Source organism: Tepidibacillus infernus, assembly GCF_048898065.1.
Taxonomy (GTDB): domain Bacteria; phylum Bacillota; class Bacilli; order Tepidibacillales; family Tepidibacillaceae; genus Tepidibacillus_B; species Tepidibacillus_B infernus.
On sequence record NZ_JBLWFI010000001.1, the window covers coordinates 1938496 to 1961931 of the forward strand.

The window sequence follows — 23436 nt, forward strand, 5'->3', positions numbered from 1 at the left end:
CCACGTTTTGCGCCTAATATTGTTCGTGTTCCTCGGGTCAGAACTTTGCCGCCGGCTTCCTTCAGATTCCACCTCGCGATGGACACCCTTGCCTTAAGCTAATGGTTGGTCGCTACATACCCCCATAGCGGACTTTCACCGCCTAGTTAATCGCCATGCGTGGCGCACGTGAAAAAGGACTGTTCCTCCACAGGAATAACAGTCCTTTTTCTAAAAATAAAAATATAATTGCAATTGTACAATTTAGCTAAAGAATCCTTGTAAATCTTGTAATTTTGTTTTTGCCTCTTCGATTTGAACAAAAACCGATTCCTTTGCTGTGCCACCATATGATGATCTTGCATTCACCACTTGCTCTGGTTGTAATTTTTCGTAAATGTCCTTTTCTACTTGATCTGAGAAAGCATGATACTCTTCTATGGTTAAATCAAGTAGATATTTCTTTTGTTCAATACAATAGAGTACGGTTTTACCCACGATCTCATGTGCTTGACGAAATGGAATTCCCTTTGTTACAAGATAATCAGCATAATCTGTCGCATTAGAAAAGTCCTCTTTCACCGACTTCGCCATTTTTTCCTGATTTACCTTCATCGTTTCAACCATAGGTTTCATTAAAGCAAGTGCCCCATCTAAGGTTTGAACCGTATCAAACATTCCTTCCTTGTCTTCTTGCATATCCTTGTTATAGGTTAAAGGCAGTCCCTTTAATGTGGTTAGCAAGGAAATCAGGTGCCCATATACTCTTCCTGTTTTCCCACGTACCAATTCGGCTACATCTGGATTTTTCTTTTGTGGCATAATGCTACTTCCCGTACAGAAGGCATCATCAAGTTCTACAAACTGAAACTCTTGGCTAGACCACAAAATCAATTCTTCAGAAAGTCTAGATAGATGCATCATCATTAAGGAAGCATGACTTAAAAATTCAACGATATAATCCCGATCACTTACAGCATCCATACTATTTGCATAAATACCTTGAAAATCAAGCAGATCTGCTACTTGCTTTCGATCGATAGGGAAGGTGGTTCCAGCTAACGCCCCTGCTCCTAAAGGCATTAAATCGATTCGCTTCCAACTATCTTGAAGCCGTTCTAAATCCCTCAAAAACATCGAAACATAGGCCATTAAATGATGGGAAAATAGAATCGGTTGGGCTCTTTGCAAATGGGTATAGCCAGGTAAAATAACATCAATATTTTCCTCCGCTTTTTGAATAAATCCTTCAATCAACTCTGCTAGTCTTATACCAAGCTGTTTAACCCATTTCTTTAAGTAAAGATGCATATCTAAAGCAACTTGGTCATTGCGACTTCTTGCCGTATGAAGCTTTCCACCAACAGGACCAATCTTTTCAATCAACCGTTTTTCGATATTCATATGAATATCTTCAAGGGCAATTGAAAATTCAAATTGCCCTTCTTCAATTTCCTTTTTAATCTCTTTTAAACCACGGATGATAAGATCCATCTCTTCTACTGTAATAATGCCTTGTGTTGCTAGCATGGTGGCATGAGCGATACTTCCTTGAATATCCTCATCTGCTAACTTATAATCAAAGCCAATCGAAGCTGTATATTCTTCAACTAAATGGTTTGTCGATTTGGTAAAACGTCCACCCCATGCTTTTTTACTCATTCTCTTTCCCCCTGTGAACCTTTGCAAATACTTTTGTTGGTAAACCAAATAAGGTGATAAAACCAACAGCTGCTTCATGGTTGAATTGGTCATCGGCATTATATGTTGCCAATTCATAGGAATATAGAGACTCTTCAGAACTACGGCCTACGACGGTTGCGTGGCCTTTAAATAGTTTCACTCTTACTTTACCTGTTACCATCTCTTGGGTAGAATCAATGAATACTTTTAAGCTATCCATGAGTGGTGAGAACCATAATCCTTCATAAATCATATCAGCCACTTTTTGCTCAATGATCGGCTTAAAGTGGGCCATTTCCCTTGGATGAACTAAGCTTTCTAATGCCTGATGGGCAGTAATCAAAACGGTTGCTCCTGGCGTTTCATAAATCTCTCTTGATTTAATCCCGACAAGACGATTCTCTACATGGTCAATACGACCCACCCCATGTTTTCCAGCAATTTTATTCAATTGCAAAATAATCTCTTCCATCGGTAGAACTTCTCCATTTAAGGCAACAGGCTTCCCTTTTTCAAACACAATCTCTACTTCTTCAGGTTGATCAGGGGCATCATGAATCGATGAAGTGAGTGCATAGGCTTCTTCAGGTGGTGCTACCCATGGATCCTCCAAGACACCTGCCTCACAGCTTCTTCCCCACATGTTCATATCAATGCTAAACGGATTTTCTTTTTGAACTGGAATTGGAATCCCATGTTTTGCCGCATATTGAATTTCTTCATCCCTAGACATTGCCCATTCTCTTACAGGAGCAATGATTTTAAGGTCTGGCGCTAATGCAGTTACTGAGACATCAAAACGTACTTGGTCGTTTCCTTTCCCTGTACAACCATGAGCAACAGCAACAGCCCCTTCTTCTCTAGCCACCTTGACTAGCCATTTGGCGATCAATGGACGAGATAAGGCAGAAACCAAAGGATATTTTCCTTCGTACATGGTATTTGCCTTTAATGCTGGCAAAATAAACTCTTCAGCGAATTCCTTCTTCACATCCACTACATAAGATTTAATCGCTCCAACCTTTAAAGCCTTCTCTTGAACAAAATCTAAATCCTTGCCTTCGCCCACATCCATAGCTAAAGCAATAACATCATAATTATATTTTTCCTGTAGCCATTTAATCGCCACAGAAGTATCTAAACCACCAGAATAGGCCAAAACTACTTTGTCTTTCGCCATTAACAAAACTTCCTTTCATCTCACTCTTAAAGAGTGGTATTATTATACTTTTATATTTATTCATATAAAAGTATAATAATACAACATAGACAAAAAATAAAGACCTAAATCATTTTTATTTTAAAGAATTGTGTGTTGCATAAGAGGCGGACAACGGAGCAGCATTGCAATACACAATTCACCTCTTAATAAAGTCACTGTGAATCGTGTGTTGCATAAGCAAGCGACTTTCAGTAGTGCCTTTCCCTCTTTACGTTTTAATCGAGGAAAGGCGCGAATGACGGAGCAGCGTTGCAATACACGATTCACCTAATGAAAGCTGTTAAAATAGCTTTGTGAGCATGTAATCGATTCTCTGCCTCATCAAAAACAACAGAATTTGGGCCTTCAATGACCTCATCAGTTACTTCTTCTCCTCGATGGGCAGGTAAACAATGCATGAAAAGATGATCCTTTTCTGCTGCTTTTAATAACTGAGAGTTGACTTGAAAACCTTTAAAGTGTTCTAATCGAAGCCGTGTTTCTTGTTCTTGCCCCATACTGGTCCAAACATCAGTATAGATGATATCAGCCCCGATTACCGCTACTTGAGGGTCATTGATCACCTCTAGTTTTCCCCCATGGCGATTGGCTTCTTCCTTTGCCAATTGAATCACTTTGGCATTAGGTTCATACCCTTTTGGACTTGCCACTACCACATCCATTCCCAGTTTAGTCCCAGTAATCATCAAAGAGTGTGCCACATTGTTCCCATCCCCGATATAGACTAACTTTAATCCCTGCCATTTTTTCTTATGTTCATAGATCGTCATAAAATCAGCAATCGCTTGTGTGGGATGGAAAAGATCAGATAGACCATTAATGATTGGGATTGTAGAATATCTTGCCATCTCAATCAGTTTTTGTTGTGAATCAGTCCTCATCATGATCCCATCCACATAGCGTGATAAGACTCGGGCTGTATCGGCGATGGTTTCCCCACGGCCAAGCTGAATATCCTGTTTACTTAAGAATAGTGGATAACCACCAAGCTGAACCATTCCTACCTCAAAAGAGACCCTTGTGCGCGTAGAGGATTTTTCAAAGATCATTCCTAATGTTTTTCCAGCAAGGGGTTTAAAAGGAACCCCTTTTTTCAACTTCTCCTTTAAATCGATGCCAAGTAAAATAAAATATTCTATTTCTTCCTTTGAAAAATCGGCTAAGGTTAAAAAGTCCCTCCCATTAAAATCAAAAGGTTGTTGATCTTCTATTTTGGCGATACTCATAAGGTTCCTCTCCTCTCATTGTTCCTTTTGTACGATATTCTGTCAATGTTCTAGGTTGGAGAAGACGAGAGTCAGGATTTGGACTCACCTTTGCTAATGCTTCTTCTAATGTCCAACCTAAGCTTAAGATTTCCCCAGTTGATTTCATTTCAGGCCCAAGTGAATCAGTTAGACCTGGTAATTTACGATTAGAAAAAACAGGGGCTTTCACTGTATAAAAAGGATTTTCCGAAAGTACTCCTAGCGGATAAGGTAATTGCTTTAAACGTTTTCCCAATTGGACTTGGGTTGCAATTTGGATCATCGGAATCCCTGTAACTTTGCTGATGACAGGTATGGTTCGCGATGCCCTTGGATTTACCTCCAAAACATAGATATGGTTGCCATCGACAATCATTTGAATGTTGACTAAACCAATGAAGTTTCCATGCTTTAATACCTTTTCTGCCGCTTCAATCACTTTCTTTTTTTGAATCGTCGTCAAAGAAAAGGGTGGTAATACAGCCGTACTATCTCCCGAATGAATGCCTGCTGGTTCCAGATGTTCCATGATCGCTGGAATGATCCAATCTTCTCCATCAGAAACAGCATCTACCTCTACCTCTTTCCCTGAAATATAGCGATCGATTAGTAAAGGATAGAAAGATTGGTCAGATAAAGAGAAAGTTAATTGATCTAAATAATGTTCCAGTTTCTGTTGATTCTCAATGACTCTCATCCATTGCCCACCGATCACATAGGAAGGACGAATTAAAATAGGATAACCAATTTCGGTCACAGCAGGAAGGAGTTCTTCCATTTTCCAAACGATCTGCCCAGGGATGGGTTCAATCCCTGCATGAAACAAAAATTGATTAAACTGTTCTCGATCCTCCATTTGATCAATCGTTGCAATTGGAGTTCCTAGTAAGGGAAAATAAGGTTCAAGTTGCTTAGCTAATTTTAGCCCTGTTTGCCCACCAACTTGATAAACAACGCCATCCACCTGTTCTTTTTCCAAAATTGGTAACACATCTTCCAATGTTAAAGGTTCCATATAAAGGCGGCTAGACATATGATAATCGGTGCTTACCGTTTCAGGATTATCGTTAATCATAATAGATTGAATTCCCTCTTGTTCTAATGTCAGAGCCGTATGAACAGCACAATAGTCAAATTCTATTCCTTGGCCAATTCGTATCGGACCTGAACCAATCACCGCCACCTTTTTTCCTTGAAGAGGGGATTCGTCGTCTGTTCCTAACCTACTAGAATAAAAATAGGGGGTTTTTGCTTCAAATTCCCCTGCACAGGTATCGACAGACTTATAGCTTGGTAGAATGTTATGTTGTTTCCATAGGCTCCATAGTTCAGCATCGGAAAGGTTAATCCCTTTAGCCAACAATTGGTCAGAGATTCCTTTTCTTTTCAATGTTTTCAATCGTTCAAGGTTCACTTCAACTTGATTCTTTTTCCAATCGTTTATTTCTAACTCCATCTCCACCATTTTCTTAAACTTATGAAGAAAGAAAGGATGAATATTGGACCAACGATGGATCGTTTGCATACTTATTCCTCGATGAAACGCTTCTGCAATCAGAAAAATTCTCTGATCATCTGCCTGTGTAATCCCTTTTTCTAATTGTTCGTCAGACCATGTTACATAGGTTTCATCAAGTAAACCAACTTTTCCAATTTCTAAGGCACGAATCGCTTTGTAAAAGGCTCCTTCAAAGGTTCGATCAATCGTCATCACTTCCCCTGTTGCTTTCATTTGTGTTCCCAATTGACGATGAATATAAGGAAACTTATCAAAAGGCCATCTAGGGAATTTAATCACGACATAATCTAATGCCGGTTCAAAGCTAGCATAAGTATGTTGTGTGATCGGATTTTTAATTTCATAAAGAGAATAACCTAAGGCCAATTTGGTGGCAATCCTTGCAATGGGATAACCTGATGCCTTCGATGCCAAAGCACTAGAACGGCTAACACGAGGGTTGACTTCGATGATATAGTATTGTTCTCCATCTGGATGCAATGCAAATTGAATATTACATCCCCCAATGATTTCTAACGTCTCTATCACTTTTAATGAGACTGTCCGAAGCATCTGATATTCCCGATCATTTAAAGTTTGCGATGGGGCGATCACAATGCTATCCCCTGTATGAATCCCCATTGGGTCAATATTTTCCATATTGCAAACAATGATGCTATTCCCTTCTTGGTCTCGCATCACTTCATATTCAATTTCTTTCCAACCTAGTAAACTCTTATCTACCTGAATTTGATGAATAGGACTTTCTTCGATTCCCCTTGTGGCCACCTTACGCAATTCTTCCTCTGTCTCTGCTTTCCCTCCACCTGTTCCTCCTAATGTATAAGCGGGGCGAACAATCACAGGAAAACCAATTTCTTTGGCAAAATTCACTGCCTCTTCTACATCACCCGTAATGATGCTCTCTGGGATCGGTTCACCGATTTTCTCCATCGTCTGTTTAAAAAGCTCTCGATCCTCCCCTTTTTGAATCGAGGTAATTGTGGTTCCAAGCAAAGGGACTTGATACTTCGTTAAGACTCCTGCTTTTTCAAGCTCTATGGCAAGATTAAGGCCTGTTTGCCCACCTAAAGTGGCTAACAAGCCATCTGGTCTTTCGCGTTCTATAATTTTTGTTACCGACTCTACACTAAGTGGTTCAAAATAAACATAATCTGCAATTTCCTGATCGGTCATGATCGTTGCTGGGTTATTATTTACCAGTACAATTTCAATTCCTTCTTCTTTTAAAGCCATACAGGCTTGTGTACCTGCATAATCAAATTCAGCTGCTTGCCCAATCACAATAGGGCCAGAACCAATAACTAATATTTTGCGATAGTTTTTACGAGATTTGGGCATATTGTTTAACTCCTTTTTCTACGCTACATAGCTGAACAAATGTCTTAAAGATCTCGAAAGCCTCAATCGGCCCTGGATGTGCTTCTGGATGGAATTGCACGGATTGAATTGGGAGAAAACGATGCTTCATCCCTTCTACAGATTGGTCATTCACATTTTGATGGGTCACAACAAAATCTGTCTTCTTTAGTGATTCATCATTTACTACATAACCATGATTCTGTGAAGTCATCCATACTTGATTCGTTTCAAGGTTAATCACTGGGTGATTTACACCACGATGACCAAATGGCAATTTTTCTGTATCTGCCCCAAAAGAAAGTGCTAGTAACTGATGGCCTAAACAGATGCCAAGGGTTGGAAAAGAAGTGACCAATTTTTTAATCTCAGGTAATAATGGAGTAAGCTCTTTTGGATCCCCTGGTCCATTAGATAAAAGAATTCCATCTGGATTTAATTTCAAGATTTCCTTTACTGGATAGTTGTAGGGAACCACTGTCACGCTACATCCTAAACTTTTCAACGAATCAATAATCGAAAATTTTGCCCCATAATCGATTACCACCACATGTGGACCTTGGTTCGGGTAAAAAAGGGGAATTCTCGTACTCACCTGATCTACTAAAGGAAGTAGATTAATTCTTGAAAATTGCTGATCGTCTTGTTCTTGTAGCTCCAGTTTTCTTTTCCAATCAGCCAATAAAGAGGAATCCAAGGTCTTGCTGATCATCCCCCTTAAAGAGCCATGTTTGCGGATCAGCTTTGTTAATTCTCTAGTATCAATCCCTGATAAACCAGGAATCTGATATTTCGCTAAAACCTGTTCAAAGGTTTGGTTATATTGAGGGTGGCTAGGTTCTTTACATAACTCAGCAACGATCACTCCAGCAACCTGAGGACGGATGCTTTGGTCATCGATGGTATTAATTCCATAATTACCGATTAAGGGATAGGTAAAATTGACAATTTGCCCTGCATAGGAAGGGTCAGTAATCACTTCTTGGTACCCTGTCATTCCGGTTTGGAACACCACTTCGCCACTTTGCTCTACCTCTGCTCCAAACCATTCCCCTTCAAACCAATCTCCTGTCTCTAAGAAAAGATAACCCTTCATTCATTTCACCTCCTCATTTTTGCCAAGCCTCAATGCTGCTGATTAAGCGGTCAATCCCTTGTTCCACTTCTTCTTTACTAATATTTAATGGGGGTAATAATCTGAGTACATTTGGTCCTGCTGTAAGGACTAGCAACCCTTGCTCCTTCGCCAATCCAACTAATGGGGCAACAGGTTTTTTCCACTCAATACCAATCATTAAACCTTTCCCTCTTACTTCAACATAATCAGGGTATTTTTTTAATTTTTTTTGTAGCTGTTCTTTTAAATCATCCCCAATCTCTTTAACATGGGAAAGGATTTCCTTTTTTTGTAGTGTTTCAATGGTTGCCAATGCAGCCGTTGTTACAATAAAATTTCCACCAAAAGTAGAACCATGGCTTCCAAGAGAAAAAGCTTCTTTCGTTTTCTCGCTCCCGAGCATGGCGCCAATTGGAAAACCACTGCCTAATCCTTTTGCTAAGGTAATAACATCAGGTTTGATTGGATAATTTTGGAATCCAAACCACTCTCCTGTTCTTCCCATTCCTGTTTGTACTTCATCAACCATCAATAAAATGTCATGTTCTTTTGCTACTTGTTCCAGATGGCTTAACCAAATAGGGTCGGCTTGATAAATCCCACCTTCTCCTTGGATCACTTCCAGCATAACCGCCGCTGTTTCATGGGTGACTGCCTTATCAAACGCTTCTATATCTCCATAGGGAATCGTCACAAAGCCATAAGGCAATGGATCAAAACCATCCTTTACCTTCATTTGCCCTGTAGCCGTCAATGTGGCTAAAGTTCTGCCGTGAAAGGATTGTTGAAAAGTAATGATTTGATACCTTTGTCTATTTTTTACTTTTTGTTGGTAACGTCTAGCCAATTTAATGGCTGCTTCATTTGCCTCAGCACCACTATTCCCAAAGAAAACATAATCTAGCCCACTTATTTCGGTTAATTTCTTAGCCAATTCCATCTGGGGTGAAATCGTAAATAAATTCGATGTATGCCAGATTTGGTCTAGCTGTTCAATGACTTTTTTCTTTACTTCCTCTGGAACATGGCCTAGTAGGTTGACGCCAATCCCCGAAGTAAAATCTAAATAACTATTTCCTTTTTCATCCCAAACCCAGCACCCCTTTCCTTTTACAGGGCGAATCATTCCTTCCGGATAAGTAGGAAAAACTGCACTCATCAACCAACCGCTCCTCTCGCTTTATAGATTTTTGTTCCGACTAACTGATGGTCAATCACTTTAGTCAAAATCCCTTTTTCTCGCCCATCCAAGATATAAACTTCATCAATCCCATGATCTAAACATTGTAAAGCGGCCTCCACCTTGGGAATCATACCACCTAATACATGTTGTTCTGTAATCAAGTGATCGATTTCTTCTCTTGTTAAAAGATGAAGGACTTTCCGCTTTCCTTTTACCGTTTGATAGATTCCAGGAATATCTGAGACCATCAATAGCTTTGAAGCGTTTAGTTGAGTAGCGATTGCTTGCGCTACAGTATCTGCATTGATATTATAAATCTGTCCTTTTTGATCCATTCCTAACGGACTAATGACAGGAATCGTATTTTGGAATTGTAACTGACTGAACAAGTGGCAGGAAATTTGTTTTATTTTCCCTACATAGCCTAATTGAGGGTCTAATGGCTCTACTTCAATCATATGTTGATCAATTCCACTTAAGCCTATGGCATTACCGCCAGCCATTTGAATCCTTTTGACAATCTCTTTGTTTTCTTTTCCATTTAACACCATTTGCACCACTTCTAAGGTTACCCCATCTGTTACCCTTAACCCATTGATGAAAGAAGAAGTAATCCCTAGCTTTGCAAGCATTTGGTTAATGGCAGGGCCACCACCATGTACGATAACAGGAAACCAGCCTTGGTCGATCAGTTTGACTAACTCCTGATAAAACTCAGCAGATAACTCTCCTAACACACTTCCACCAATTTTAATCACAATGACTTGTTTTGCATCTAGGGCATGTTCGGAATAAAGATTACGTACGGTATGAGGCATTGATTTTGACATAGTCATAGGTTAAGTCACACCCCCAAGCAGTTGCAGATTGCTCTCCTTGGTTTAAATCGACCAAGATCTTTACTTTATTTTCCTTAAAAGATTGAGTCACAGCTTCTTCTTCATAATTCATGACGATTCCTTTTTGTACAACAAGGGTATGACCAATCGTAATATCTAGTTGTTTCTCATCGACGTAAAATCCGCTATTGCCGATCGCCATCACTACGCGGCCCCAGTTCCCATCTGCTCCAAACACAGCAGTTTTTACTAAATTGCTGCCCACGATTTTTTTCGCGATCACTTTAGCCATTTCTTCAGTAGCTGCTCCTTGAACAACCACTTCAATCAGCTTTGTCGCCCCTTCTCCATCTTGGGCAATCATTTTGGCTAATTGTTCTGATACATAATGAAACCCATGAACAAAAACAGGCCAGTCTGGATGAGCTTCAGTCAATTCTGTATGGCCTGCAAAACCATTGGCCATAACGAGAACCATATCATTTGTTGATGTATCTCCATCCACTGTAATCATGTTAAAGGTTTGATCTGTCACATGATGCAATAAACGTTGAAGTACATCAGGATGAATCTTAGCGTCAGTGGTAACAAAAGCTAGCATCGTCGCCATATTCGGATGGATCATCCCAGATCCCTTTGCAGTACCCCCAATCGTCACCGTTTTTCCTTCGATTTCAATCTCAACCGCTAATGATTTTGCAAATGTATCTGTTGTTAAAATCGCTTCTGAAAAAGATGCTCCATCCTCACCAAGTAGATGAGGTAATTGCTCGATTCCAGCAAGGATTTTTTCGATTGGTAATCTTTCTCCAATGACACCAGTGGATGTAACGGCTACTTCCCAAGGGGAAAGTTGAAAAGAATCAGCAACTGCATTTCTCATCATCAATGCATCCACCATTCCTTGCTCCCCTGTAAAAGCATTAGCATTCCCACTATTTACGACTAACGCCCGTAATGTAGATCCTTTTGCCAAACTTTGTTGGGTCACTTTCAAAGGTGCCGCTTGAAAGGCATTGGTCGTGTACACGGCTGCACTTACAGCAGGCCCTTCTGAGAGGATTAGCCCTAAATCTTTTTTCTTTTTCTTAATCCCACAATGAATTCCTACAGCTTGAAAACCCTGTGGAGATGTCACATCCCCCTCTTTGACCGTTTTCAGCTTAAAATTTGTCATCTTAATCATTCTCCATCCCCCTTTCTTTTACCTCTACCCTTTAAGATAACCCCTATCCCATTATAAAAATGAAAAGAAAGTAATACTATGTTTGTTCTCACGGATAGATAGGAACAAACCTCAATCCTAACTCCTGTTCCCAACCCATCATCAGATTTAAATTTTGAACCGCTTGCCCTGCGGCTCCTTTCATTAAATTATCAATGGCTGAAAAAAGAATCAGTCTTTTGGTCCGTTGATCTAAGAAAATCCCAATATCACAATAATTGGAACCAACCACTTGTTTAGTTTCAGGGTATTCCCCGCTAGGACGAACGCGGATAAAAGGTTGGTTACCATAATCTTCTACGTAATATTGAACCAATTCTTCTTCTTTATATTCCTTTTCAAGGTCTAGATAAATCGTTGACAAGATTCCTCTTGTGATCGGTAGTAAATGGGTCATCATTTGTACCGTAACCTGATGGCCACTGAGATCAGTTAATATTTGTTCAACTTCAGGAATATGCTGATGCCTCCCCACTTTATATGCTTTAAAATTATCGTTGACTTCTGAAAAGTGGGTGTTTCGCGAATAACCCCGACCAGCTCCTGACACCCCTGATTTGGCATCAATAATCACCGATTTAATCGGCAACTTCCTTCTATATAATGGAGCTAAGGCTAATAAAATACTTGTAGCATAACATCCTGGATTGGCAATATAATTGGCTTCCTTAATCTCTTTCGGAAACACTTCAGATAACCCATAAACCGCTTGTTGCAAAAGAGATGAATCAGCTGCCTCTAGATGGTACCAATGCTCATACTGTATTGGCTCTTTTAAACGCAAATCCCCAGAAAGATCGATCACTTTAAATCCTGCCTCAAGAAATTGGGCACCAAGTTCTTTACTTACCCCAGAAGGAGTAGCTAGAAAAACCACATCATTTTCTTTTTTGAGTTCAACTATTTTCTCTATGGTAAGATCAGATAATTTTTCAATCGGTGACTCCAAGAGATGACGTAAATGAGGATAGATTCTGTCGATCGATTCACCCTCTTGACTATGTACATACAAGTGGTGAATATTTACTTTGGGGTGCTGTAATAAGATTCGAATCAGTTCTACCCCACTATAGCCACTTGCCCCAACCACGATCACATTCAATTCATCCATCCTCCCTGATAAATATTTATAAATATCTTTGAATTATTATACATCCGTATTTTTATAAATTCAATTGTTTTTTTATACAAAGCTTGGCCTTTTTAATAAGTTTGTTCACGCTACACAGCTAAAGCTGTTAGTCGTACTATGTCGCTGCTTATGGAATATACAAAACCAAAAAAAGGTTGAAATTTGCAAGAAACTCGTTTCTTGCAATTTCAACCATATTAGAGATATTCGAACTAACAGATTCTTGGTAGAAGCATACCAGATAAGCGGTCTAGACGCCGGGTGCTTCCAAGCGGCGTTCTAAGAAAAAGTCTTCCTTTTCCTTTTCCTTTGCCTTTCACTATCACCTTGCCTATCACTTTGGCTTCTTTTCCTATTTCATATTGATGTAAAATGGAAAGAACTTTTTCCTCATCCTCTTTTCCTACAATAAAAATGACCTTCCCTTCATTTGCCAAATAAAATGGTTCATAACCAAGGATATCGCAGGCCCCTTGTACTTCTCTTCGTACAGGAAGGAGCATTTCATCGATTTCCATCGTGACGTTAAAGTCTTCACATATCTCCACAAGTGTTGTAGCCAGACCACCTCGAGTGGGATCTCTCATGATCCGAACATGATTGACTGCTTGTAAAACCTCTGCAATCATATGGTTTAACGTAACACAATCACTTTGAACTTCTGTTTGAATTCCTAAGTCTCCTCGAGCAGAAAGGATAGCAATCCCATGATCTCCTATTGTTCCACTAATTACAATCGAATCCCCTTCTTGCATCGATTCAGGTTTTACCGTATGATGTTCGTCAATCCAACCGATCCCTGTTGTATTGATATAGAGTCCATCTGCACTTCCTTTTTCAACTACTTTTGTATCCCCAGCTACGATTCTTACATCTGCTTTTTTCGCTTCTTCTACCATCGACTGAACGATTTTTTTCAGATCAACAATCGGAAAGCCTTCTTCGATGATAAAACTAGTAGTAAGAAACTTTGGTGTCGCTCCACTTACTGCTAAATCGTTTACAGTTCCTGTAACGGCTAACTTCCCAATATCTCCACCTGGGAAAAAGAGAGGTTTAATGACAAAACTATCTGTGGAAATGGCAATCCTTGAATGTGCTATAGAAAGAATGGCTGCATCCAATTTCGCTTGTTCTTGATGACCAAAGGTATCTACAAATACTTCCTGAATCAGTTGGTGGGCTAATTCTCCCCCATCCCCGTGGGCTAAGCTGATTCGATCATTCATAATTATTCCTCCCTCATATATTGATAGTGGGCAGCACAGGTTCCTTCACTAGATACCATGCATGGCCCAATGGGATGAAGAGGGGTACAAGCTTTATTAAAAAGAGGACACTCCTCAGGTGTAATAATCCCCCGAATGATTTCCCCACACCGACATGCGGTTTTACGAGGTTCTCCTACTGTCATGTTAAATCTCTTCTTCGCATTTAAGTGGGCATATTCTTCCCGCAAATCAAGACCACTGTTTTTGATGATCCCGATTCCCCGCCATGCTTCATCACTCAGCGTCAAATACGTTTCCATCAGTTTCTGGGCCACTTGATTGCCTTTATCGGTGACGATAGTTCGATGATCATTGATAATCTCTGCTTTTTCTTGAAGATGCAATTGTAAAAGTTTATAGATACTACTTAACATTTCTACTGATTCAAACCCACTGATTACACCAGGGATCTGATATTCATCCACAAGATATTGATAACTATTTTTTCCTAATACAATAGATACATGGCCTGGTAATAGAAATCCATCGATCTTAACAACCTCAGATTCTAGTAAATGACGAATGATTGGTTCTACCAATTTTGTGGTTAACCACATGGAAAAGTTTGTAATTCCTTCATCATCTGCCATCTTCAGGGCAACAGTAAGAACAGGAATTGTGGTTTCAAACCCGATTCCTAGAAAAACGACTTCCTTATCTGAATGCTTCTTAGCGATTTCCACTGCATCGACAGGGGAATAAACGACTCGAATCTCTCTTCCTTCTGTTTTCGCTTCCATCAGCGAACGTTTCGTTCCTGGAACCCTGATCATATCGCCAAAGGTACAAATAATTCGATTTTCCCCTTCCGCCAATTGGATCATTGCGTCAATCGATTTTTGATCGGTCACACAAACGGGGCAACCAGGACCAGAAATAAGCTTCACATGATCCTTTAACGACTTTTTAATCCCCGTTCTTGCTAAAGCCATCGTATGGGAACCACATACTTCCATGATCGCTGGAAGTCTTCCATATTTATCTTTATATAAATTCGCTAAGTTCATCACTTTTGCTAATAATTTTCGACTTAACTCAGGGTTGGAGGATTCATTCAGTATCTCTAGCATCAGCAAGCTTCCTCCATTCCTCAATGCTGACCTTTGCATATTCTTCATCAACGATCGACATGGCTTGTCCTGCATGAACAACCACATATTCACCTACTTGTACTTCAGGAACAAAGATAATACCTACCCTCATTTTTGACCCCATGACATCCACTACTGCCGTATATTCCTCTTTTTCTATTACTTTTGCTGGAACCCCTACACACATTTCCTTACTCTCCCCCTTTTAAATCCTTTCATTCGAATCTCTATTGATAGCATTTGCCGCGACGATTAACTGACCTAACGCAATTCCCCCATCATTACAAGGAACCTTTTTATGGGTATAAACTTCAAAGCCTAGCTGCGAAAGTCTCCTTTTCATTTCACTAGTTAAAAATGGATTATGAAAACTGCCCCCTGATAAAACCACTTTTAGGTTCCAGTCTGTTTGGAAACTGGAGACCTGTACAAGTGCCTCCACAAGAGCAGTAACCACTGTTTGATGAAACAGCTGAACGATCTCAACCACTGGTTTCTTCTGCAAAATATCCTTTGTTATATGATCAATCATTTTGGTAAAATCAATCTCTAGTCCCTGATCCCTATTTTCTTTAATTTCAAAGGGGTAGGATTCTTGAATCGTGATTTCTTCAGGCATCATTTCAGACAAACGGATTGCTGCTTCACCATCATAAGTGGAAACCTGACAAATGCCTAACATAGCACTAATCGCATCAAACAAACGGCCACACGTCCCTGCTAGCGGCGTATTGACCTTCTTTTCAATCATCTTTTTTAAAATATCAATCTCGTATTCTTTCTCTTGAAAAAGTTGTTTTGCTAGTCTTACTCCCTTTTCTCCTAAATAACCGATCATCATCCCGACAGCATTGCGCCAAGGCTCTTTAATCGCTTTTTCCCCACCTGGGAGGGGAGTATAAGTAAGATGGGCTAGTCGCTTAAAGGAACGGGCGTCTCCGTAAAGGATTTCAAAACCCCAAATATTACCATCTTCACCATAGCCAGTACCATCTAAAATGATCCCGTACACAGGTTCTGTTAATTGATTATCTTCCATACAAGCCACATGATGAGCATGATGATGTTGCACTTCAAACATCTTCCCCTGCATGTCCTCCGCCAAACTTCTCGTTGTAAACTGGGGATGCATGTCCACGCCAATCACTTTTCCTTGAGTTCCCATCCATTTCATGAGATGGTGAAATTCATTCTTAAAAAAATCGACAACCTCCAAGTGATCCATATCCCCAATGTGAGGTCCTAAGAAGATCTGCTCATGTCTGCCAATGGCAAAGGTATTTTTTTGCTGCCCACCTAAAGCTATCACATCATGGACAGGCTGCTGTGTTGAGATTGGATCAGGAACATAACCTCTTGAACGCCTTAGAAAAGTAATCTCACCATCAATGACCTGAACCACCGAATCGTCTAAAGGATGTAAAATTTCTCGATTCGTAGTAAGGATAAAATCTGCAATTCCCTTTAATCCTTTTCGTGCTTCCTCATCTTTATAAAGAATCGGCATTCCTGATGGATTGGCACTCGTCATCACCAATAAACGAAGGTCTGGATCATCGAAGAGTAGATGATGTAATGGCGTATATGGAAACATGACCCCGAGTGTCTTTAAGCCTGGAGCCAAGTTTTTAGGCAACTGGTTATGCTGCTTTTGCATTAATACGACAATCGGTGATTCGGGCGATTGAAGGGTTTCCTTTTCTTTTGGTCCAATATAACAGAGATCCCTAACGATTTCCATTGAAGCAGCCATTACAGCAAGGGGCCGATTTGGCCGTCGTTTTCTCTCCCTTAGACGAGAGATTGTCTCCTCATTCAAAGCATCACAGGCTAGATGATAACCCCCTAGGCCTTTGATCGCAACAATAAAGCCTTGTTTTAACAACTGTTGTACTTTTTTGATCGCTTGATCACCTTTCCCTATACCTTCTCCATCGATGGATAATAATTCAACATCTGGCCCACAAGAAACGCAAGCAATCGGTTGAGCATGATGACGACGATTATTAGGGTTCTCATATTCCTCCTGGCAGGACTCACACATCTCAAAAGATGACATGACCGTATAGGGACGATCATAGGGTAATTCAGAGATAATCGTATAACGGGGGCCACATTGGGTACAGTTGATAAAGGGATAACGATAGCGAAAGTTGGTTGGGTCTTTCATCTCCAGTAAACAATCTTCACATACCGCCGAATCGACGGGAATCACTAAAGAGGACTTCCCCGTTCGTTCACTTGGGATAATCATAAAATCTTGATATCCCTTAGGATCCATTTCTACAACATCAATAGAATCCACTCTAGATAACCTTGGAGGATGGAGCTTAACTTCATCAATCATTTGTTGAAGGGATTCTTCCTCCCCCTCCGCTACGATTTGTACCCCATCCATATTATTTTGAACAGTTCCCTTGATGTCATATTTTTCAGCTAATTGAAAGATAAAGGGGCGAAATCCCACCCCTTGAACCCTTCCTTTTATCGTTAATTTGCTGGCTTTAAGCATTTTTGATAAACACCCCTGATCCAATTGAGCCATTCTTCTAGTCCTTCTTCTGTCTTCGATGAAAGTTGGATCAATTTCGATTCAGGGTTAATTCCTTTTAAGTCTTCAATTGCTTGTTGTACATCAAAATCTAGATAAGGAAGCAAATCAATTTTATTTAAGACAACCAATTCTGTTCTACGGAACATCACTGGATACTTTGGAATCTTGTCATTTCCTTCTGGAATACTCAAAACCACCACTTTATGGGCTTGACCTAGATCATAACCAGATGGACAAACCAGGTTACCTACATTCTCAATAAATAAGATATCTATATCATCTAAATTAAATTCAGGCAACACTTTTGCTACCATTCTTGCATCTAGATGACAACCACCATTGGTGTTGATTTGTACTGCTTTTGCTCCTAATGCACGAATACGATCCGCATCTTTTTCTGTAGCCAAATCTCCTTCGATGACACCAATGCGAAATTCACTGGATAAAGCCTGTACAGTTTTTTCCAATAACGTCGTCTTTCCTGCCCCAGGTGAACTCATAATATTGATCACTAAAGTTCTACTTTTTTGAAACTGCTCTCTATTAAATTCAGCGGCCTTATTATTATTTGATAGAATGTCTTCCTCTAGAACGATTTCCATCTCCCTTTCCCCCTTTGTAAAGATTGTACACAACTTTAACACATTGCTTTTCGTGGTTTGTATATTCCACCCCTATACAAACCTATCTAATTTCCTTTATAGGATTTCACTTTAAACGTTTCCCCAGCGATCAACTTGCCACTCGGAAAGTTACATGCAGGGCATACCGCAATCCGTTGTTCTGGCATATATTCTAATTCACAGATCACACATATGGCTTTTGCTTTCTCGTGAATGATGGTTAGTTTTGCATTCTTGTTTAAGAAATCAATTCCCTGAGATTTGTACACATCAAAAGCCATTTCCAATGCGTCTGGTAGTGCATTACTCAATTCTCCTACGATTAAATCTACTTCTTCTACTTTTTTGATATTCCTCTTTTTCGCATCTTCTTCTATCAAATGGAGGATATCACCCATCAAAGCCATCTCATGCATCTTGATCCTCCTCTTTTCTTTACATTTTCTCTATTAAAACAAACCACTTACCATCCTTTTCTTTTAAAGGGTAAAATTTTGGAATGAATTGGCCCTCATTCTTTTCAATGAAATATTGCTTATTGCATGCTAGACAGATCAATTTCTTTTCAAAAGGAATCCACTGAATGAAGGCATGGCAAATTGGGCAAGTTTTATCAAGAGCTTTCATCTCTTCCCCATTAGAATAAAGGCTAATCGAACGATTTTCTAAAAAAAGATCCTTAAACCCAATAAACGCTTTTGGATGAAGATGTCCAAGAGAGTGCCACTTCACCCCAGTCATCTCATCAAACAATTGATCGATCTTCTCAACGTCCTCTTCAATTAAAGGAGAAACAAACTCTTTTACAGCCTCTAAAAGGCTCTTTTTCATCTGAGATAAGAACTCGGCACGATTCACAAACTTTCACTCCAAATTTGAACCTGTTGAACGACTTTTTCTACCAGCTTTGGCAATTGTTTTTGAACCGTTTCTGATAATTCAAGACCTAATTGTAAGGAATAAGGCTGGATACCGAACATGATCATTTTTTCCGGTAATCTTTCCCGAAGTTTGGCTGCAGATAATACTTCTTGAAAACCCACTTGATGAATTGACATTTTGATCCCGTAATACTTTGGTATTTCCTCATTCTCAATCGTTATTAATTCCCCTGCTAGTTTCCCCGCATTGATCGCATCAATAATAATCAAATAATCAGCTTCCTCAACAGGTTCTAATAATTTGATTCCATCCGTTGTCCCTTCTACGATCTCAAGATAGGGTGACTCTGGTAGAGCTTCACGTAAATAGGGAAGAATATGCACACCAACACCCTCATCTGAATAGAGGGTGTTGCCAATGCCAATAATAATGATTTTTTTTGCTTTTTTTTCTTCAGTCATCATCTGTTACACACCTTCAGTCTCTTAGATCGCATTCAGACTTATAACCTGTGAAAATAGAAGATACCGTTCCGTTCCTTGTGAGCCAATCTTCACGAAATGCCATATAAATATGAATCACCATAAACACCATAAATCCCCATGCCACTAAATGATGCCAAGATCGAACGGAAAAACTATCTCCACCAAAAAGGTATGGAACCCAAGAGAAGAATTTCCCCCAAAAGGATTCTGGATTGGGTTCAAAATATAAATAGTATCCAGTAAACATCATGATGAGTGATCCTGTGCCAATAAAGATCCAGTAACTTAATTCAGCCAAGGCATTATGACCAATATAATGTTTTTTCTTATTTTTTAGGAATAAATAAAATTTTATCGTTTCAAACGTACCTTTCCAAAACTCTTTTCGTAACGGGTTTGACTTTGCATATTGATTCCCAACAAAAACCCAATAGAACCGGACAAGTAAATTGATCGTAAAAACAAAAGCAGAAAAAAAGTGAATATAACGAACCCAGCCCATCAAGAAAGAATAGTAAGCTTCTTCTTGAACAGGCGCAGCTACAAAAGGATGAGCAATATAGACTCCGGTAATCATTAAAATGATAATAGCTAGTGCATTGATCCAATGGAAAATACGTACCGGAAGCTCCCATACATATACTTTAGTACAGTTTCCTTTCATATTCCTGCTAACATGGTTTGGGTCAAAGGTAAAATCAGGCTGATACCTTGGGATTGGATTTGGTTCAGTAGGGATCGACATCAAACTTCCCTCCTAATAACCTATTTTCAGTTCGGTCATTTTTTGATTTTCTAAATCTGTCAGATGAACGGCACAAGCCAAACATGGGTCAAAAGAATGGATAATCCTTAGAATTTCGATCGGTTGTTCAGGATCTAAAACAGGTGTCCCCCTTAAAGCCGCTTCATAAGCACCCACATTTTGGTCCTCAATTCTTGGAGAAGCATTCCAAGTCGTAGGAACAACCGCTTGATAATTTTTTGTCTTGCCATCTTCAATTTCAATCCAGTGGCCTAACGAACCGCGAGGAGCCTCCATCCAACCTACACCTTTTGTTTGTTTTGGCCATGTACTTGGTTCCCACTTTGTACGGTCAAATGTGGTTTGATCCCCATTCTTGATATTTTTCAATAGTTCATCCATATCATTGCGTAACCAGTTGGAAATGAGAACTGTTTCAAGTCCTCTCGCAACCGTTCTTCCTAAGGCAGACTGTAAGGCACTAATCGGTAAATCTAATTTTTTCAAAGTACTATCGACAATATCGACAAACTCTTCTTTGTCTAGTGCATATCCTACTAACATTCGAGCCAATGGACCTGTCTCCATCGGTTTGTTCTTCCAACGAGGAGATTTTAACCAACTATATTTATCATCCGTATTTAAATTTTTATAAGGTGCTTTTGGACCACTATAATTTAATGTGGTTTCCCCTTCCCAAGGATGTTTTGCACCTGTTCTTTGACCATCATAGGTATACCATGAACGATCAATAAATTCTTTAATTTGTTCTGGGTCTCTAGGATCTAAATCATATACCTTGCTTAAATCGCCATCTAGAATGACACCTCGAGGCATACGATAATCCTTCACTTCTTTCCAATCGCTGGTAGAGAAATCACCATAAACCAAGTAATTGTTTAATCCTCCACCATAGGTCCAATCTTTATAGAACGAACCAATCGCTAAAAGATCAGGAATGTAGACCTTGTTCACAAACTCTCTTGCTTCATCAATCAGTTGAGAAATATAGGCTAATCGTTCTGCATTCACTCCTGTATCACTATTGATATCGATTGGAGTAGCCATTCCACCTACCACGTAAAATGGGTGTGGATTCTTTCCTCCAAAAATCGTTTGGATTTTTACTACTTCTTTTTGCCAATCTAGTGCTTCTAGATAATGTGCTACTGCTAGTAGATTAACCTCAGGTGGTAACTTATAAGCGGGATGACCCCAATATCCGTTAGCAAAAATACCAAGTTGTCCGCTATCCACTAATTTTTTAATTTTATTTTGAACCTCTTTAAAATAACCAACAGATGATTTCGGCCAATCAGAGATCGATTGAGCAATACGACTTGTCTCTGCAGGGTCTGCTTTTAATGCATTGACGACATCCACCCAATCTAAGGCATGTAAATGATAAAAATGAACGACATGGTCATGAACAAATAATGTTTCATTCATCATTTCTCTGATTAAATGAGCATTTCGCGGGATATGAATATCTAACGCATCTTCAACTGAACGAACGGAGGACAAGGCATGAACCGTGGTACAAACCCCACAGATCCGTTGAACATAGGCCCAGACATCTCTTGGGTCTCTGCCTTGGACAATCAGTTCAATTCCCCTTACCGATGTCCCAGAACTAAAAGCATCTTTAATCACCCCATCATTAAAATCTGCTTCAATTCTTAAATGGCCTTCTATTCGGCTAACCGGATCGATCACTAATCGCTCCATCTTTATTCACCTCTATTTATCGAGTTTTCTTGTTTTTTTGGTTCTTTTTTCATTGCGGTAATAGATGCATGAACAGCGATACCTGCTAGTGCAGCCCCAGTTGCATAGAGACCAACTTTCTCAGGATTGATCGTCGTTTGTGTACCAGGGATTTCTGCCTCACGAACATAGAAAGGCCCATTATCCCAGAATTGATTTTCTGTACAACCAATACATGGATTACCTGATTGAATCGGGAAGCTTACCCCACCATTCCAACGAATTTGCGCACAAGAACTATATGTAGTAGGGCCTTTACAACCAAGCTTATATAGACAATAGCCTTGTTTTGCCCCTTCATCATCAAAGCTTTCTGCAAACAGGCCTGCATCAAAATACGCACGACGGTTACATGTATCATGAATCCTGTGTCGATAGAAAGCCTTTGGTCTTTTTTGACTATCTAGTTCCGGAATTGTTCCAAAGGTGATAATATGTGCGATCACACCAGTCATCACTTCAGCGATTGGTGGACATCCAGGAATTCGAATCACTGGTTTATCTTTGATTAAATCAGTCACAGGCACTGCATGGGTCGGATTTGGTTTTGCTGCTGCAATTCCACCCCATGAAGAACAGCTTCCATAAGTAATCACCGCCATTGCTCCCTTTGCTGTTTCGAGCAGAAGTTCTTTTGCGGATCTACCACCAATCATCAAAAAGTCATCGTTTAAAGGAATACTTCCTTCTACAACTAAGACATACTCCCCATTGTAGTTTTCAAGGACACTTTGACGGGCAGTCTCAATATGGTGACCGGAAGCGGCGGATAAGACTTCACTGTATTCTAACGAAATCATCTCTAGTAAAACGCTTTCAACCTTAGGATGAGTAGAGCGAATAAATGATTCAGAACAACCTGTGCAATCTTGCATTTGTAGCCAAATGACTGGTACGCGTTTTTTTGTTTCCATTGCCTTCACTACAACATCCTTTTGGGAAAAACTTAAACCCATTGTGGCAGCCAAACCGGTACACATCTGTAAGAAACGCCGACGAGAAATCCCCCTTTCAAGAGCAGATTCTAAAATCGTTTTCTCTCCATCCATTCTTTTACTCCTCCATTTTTCTAGAATGATAATAATAACACTTATGATTATAAAAAAGTTGTATCGTATATTAGTTCACCAATTGTTCATAATCACTGCATATAGCTAATATATTTATAGTGAACTACCCGCCACCTACGCTTCGCTTAGAGGTGGGGGCTTCTAAGGTAATCGCACCTAACGGTACGAAATTTACTTAGCTATCGAGCCTGTTCCATGCTCTATTTATGATTATACTAACAGTCGCAATCCTTCACGCTTGATATTGATAGAAGCGTTCCAATCTCTATCTGCCACAAAACCACAATCACAATGGAATATGCGCTCAGAAAGAGATAGAGACTCCTTTACTTGACCGCAACATGAACAAGTTTTGGATGATGGAAACCACTTATCTATTTTGATAAGCTTTTTCCCCTGCTCCTCTAACTTGTATTGGAGAAAGGTGGTGAACATGCCCCAGC

Annotated in this window: 21 protein-coding genes; all 21 read right to left on the minus strand. The window is 39.8% G+C overall.

All coding sequences use genetic code 11. The annotated features are described in order from the left end of the window. Positions 1-243 precede the first annotated feature (243 nt). Positions 244-1641: an argininosuccinate lyase gene (argH, locus tag TEPIDINF_RS09760; RefSeq protein ID WP_068726160.1), complete on the minus strand. Its 1398-nt coding sequence runs from the start codon at positions 1639-1641 to the stop codon at positions 244-246. Beyond that, positions 1634-2842, minus strand: coding sequence for an argininosuccinate synthase (locus tag TEPIDINF_RS09765; RefSeq protein WP_068726162.1), 1209 nt, complete (start codon positions 2840-2842; stop codon positions 1634-1636). The genes argH and TEPIDINF_RS09765 overlap by 8 nt, the downstream gene beginning before the upstream one ends. Positions 2843-3147: 305 nt before the next feature. Further along, positions 3148-4110, minus strand: a complete 963-nt coding sequence (argF, locus tag TEPIDINF_RS09770) for an ornithine carbamoyltransferase (RefSeq protein WP_068726163.1) — start codon at positions 4108-4110, stop codon at positions 3148-3150. Further along, the gene (gene carB, locus TEPIDINF_RS09775; RefSeq protein ID WP_068726165.1) at positions 4073-6991 is read right to left on the minus strand and encodes a carbamoyl-phosphate synthase (glutamine-hydrolyzing) large subunit; all 2919 of its coding nucleotides are present in this window, start codon (positions 6989-6991) and stop codon (positions 4073-4075) included. Before carB ends, argF begins: the two co-directional genes overlap by 38 nt. Beyond that, positions 6975-8105, minus strand: coding sequence for a carbamoyl phosphate synthase small subunit (locus TEPIDINF_RS09780; protein ID WP_068726167.1), 1131 nt, complete (start codon positions 8103-8105; stop codon positions 6975-6977). Before TEPIDINF_RS09780 ends, carB begins: the two co-directional genes overlap by 17 nt. 13 nt (positions 8106-8118) lie before the next feature. After that, a complete protein-coding gene (locus tag TEPIDINF_RS09785; protein WP_421691873.1) occupies positions 8119-9285 on the minus strand; it encodes an aspartate aminotransferase family protein in 1167 nt (388 codons plus the stop codon). Further along, a complete protein-coding gene (gene argB / locus TEPIDINF_RS09790) occupies positions 9285-10145 on the minus strand; it encodes an acetylglutamate kinase (protein ID WP_153012041.1) in 861 nt (286 codons plus the stop codon). The genes TEPIDINF_RS09785 and argB overlap by 1 nt, the downstream gene beginning before the upstream one ends. Next, the gene (gene argJ, locus TEPIDINF_RS09795) at positions 10108-11334 is read right to left on the minus strand and encodes a bifunctional ornithine acetyltransferase/N-acetylglutamate synthase (protein ID WP_421691874.1); all 1227 of its coding nucleotides are present in this window, start codon (positions 11332-11334) and stop codon (positions 10108-10110) included. Before argJ ends, argB begins: the two co-directional genes overlap by 38 nt. An 88-nt stretch (positions 11335-11422) precedes the next feature. Next, positions 11423-12484, minus strand: a complete 1062-nt coding sequence (gene argC, locus TEPIDINF_RS09800; RefSeq protein WP_421691875.1) for an N-acetyl-gamma-glutamyl-phosphate reductase — start codon at positions 12482-12484, stop codon at positions 11423-11425. Between the two features lie 233 nt (positions 12485-12717). Beyond that, positions 12718-13734 carry a hydrogenase expression/formation protein HypE gene (gene hypE, locus TEPIDINF_RS09805; protein ID WP_421691876.1) on the minus strand — a complete coding sequence of 339 codons (1017 nt, stop codon included), beginning with the start codon at positions 13732-13734 and terminating at the stop codon, positions 12718-12720. A gap of 2 nt (positions 13735-13736) precedes the next feature. Next, positions 13737-14846 carry a hydrogenase formation protein HypD gene (hypD, locus tag TEPIDINF_RS09810; protein WP_069801013.1) on the minus strand — a complete coding sequence of 370 codons (1110 nt, stop codon included), beginning with the start codon at positions 14844-14846 and terminating at the stop codon, positions 13737-13739. Then, a complete protein-coding gene (locus TEPIDINF_RS09815; RefSeq protein WP_421691877.1) occupies positions 14827-15054 on the minus strand; it encodes a HypC/HybG/HupF family hydrogenase formation chaperone in 228 nt (75 codons plus the stop codon). The genes hypD and TEPIDINF_RS09815 overlap by 20 nt, the downstream gene beginning before the upstream one ends. An 18-nt stretch (positions 15055-15072) precedes the next feature. Beyond that, on the minus strand, positions 15073-17379 hold the full coding sequence (gene hypF / locus TEPIDINF_RS09820; protein ID WP_421691878.1) for a carbamoyltransferase HypF: 2307 nt from the start codon (positions 17377-17379) through the stop codon (positions 15073-15075). Continuing rightward, entirely contained in the window at positions 17358-18023 is a 666-nt protein-coding gene (gene hypB, locus TEPIDINF_RS09825; RefSeq protein ID WP_068726183.1) for a hydrogenase nickel incorporation protein HypB, read from the minus strand. The genes hypF and hypB overlap by 22 nt, the downstream gene beginning before the upstream one ends. 86 nt (positions 18024-18109) lie before the next feature. Further along, positions 18110-18460, minus strand: a complete 351-nt coding sequence (locus TEPIDINF_RS09830; RefSeq protein WP_069801016.1) for a hydrogenase maturation nickel metallochaperone HypA/HybF — start codon at positions 18458-18460, stop codon at positions 18110-18112. 19 nt (positions 18461-18479) lie between these two features. Beyond that, positions 18480-18902: a hypothetical protein gene (locus TEPIDINF_RS09835; RefSeq protein ID WP_421691879.1), complete on the minus strand. Its 423-nt coding sequence runs from the start codon at positions 18900-18902 to the stop codon at positions 18480-18482. Next, positions 18899-19390, minus strand: coding sequence for a HyaD/HybD family hydrogenase maturation endopeptidase (locus TEPIDINF_RS09840; protein ID WP_399167824.1), 492 nt, complete (start codon positions 19388-19390; stop codon positions 18899-18901). Before TEPIDINF_RS09840 ends, TEPIDINF_RS09835 begins: the two co-directional genes overlap by 4 nt. A 13-nt stretch (positions 19391-19403) precedes the next feature. Continuing rightward, a complete protein-coding gene (cybH, locus tag TEPIDINF_RS09845) occupies positions 19404-20075 on the minus strand; it encodes a Ni/Fe-hydrogenase, b-type cytochrome subunit (RefSeq protein ID WP_399167883.1) in 672 nt (223 codons plus the stop codon). A gap of 93 nt (positions 20076-20168) precedes the next feature. Next, the gene (locus tag TEPIDINF_RS09850; RefSeq protein ID WP_421691880.1) at positions 20169-21884 is read right to left on the minus strand and encodes a nickel-dependent hydrogenase large subunit; all 1716 of its coding nucleotides are present in this window, start codon (positions 21882-21884) and stop codon (positions 20169-20171) included. 2 nt (positions 21885-21886) lie between these two features. Further along, on the minus strand, positions 21887-22972 hold the full coding sequence (locus tag TEPIDINF_RS09855) for a hydrogenase small subunit (RefSeq protein WP_421691881.1): 1086 nt from the start codon (positions 22970-22972) through the stop codon (positions 21887-21889). 231 nt (positions 22973-23203) lie between these two features. Then, positions 23204-23436, minus strand: a 233-nt coding sequence (locus TEPIDINF_RS09860) for a zinc ribbon domain-containing protein (RefSeq protein WP_421691605.1), incomplete at its 5' end; no start/stop codon positions are given.